The following is a 287-nucleotide window of genomic DNA, read 5'->3' on the forward strand; positions in this document are numbered from 1 at the left end:
CCCGGCTGCCACATCGTAGTGTCTTTTTTACGGTCGGCATAAACTTCTTTCATGCCTTTGTGGGCGAAGAAGATGTCGGTCGAACCGTTTTTGCCTTGTTCGATGCGGATGATGAACTTGTCGCGTTCGCTGGTAGAGTAGATGCCGCCCAAACCGACTTTATCTAACAGGCGGCGCAGGCTGTCTTGAGGGATTTTGGCTCGGTTTTCTGCCCACTCGGTTTCCATTTGGCCGATGGCAGGTTCTTCAGATTTGATGTCGAAACCGTTTTCTTGCCAGAACACTTT

The 287-nt window shown here is 50.5% G+C and carries 1 pseudogene; it reads right to left on the reverse strand.

The features are described 5' to 3' along the window. Positions 1-287: pseudogene (locus ACTHSP_RS23665) on the reverse strand (outer membrane protein assembly factor BamC); the annotation flags it as partial.

It is taken from the genome of Neisseria sp. P0001.S005, assembly GCF_051963715.1.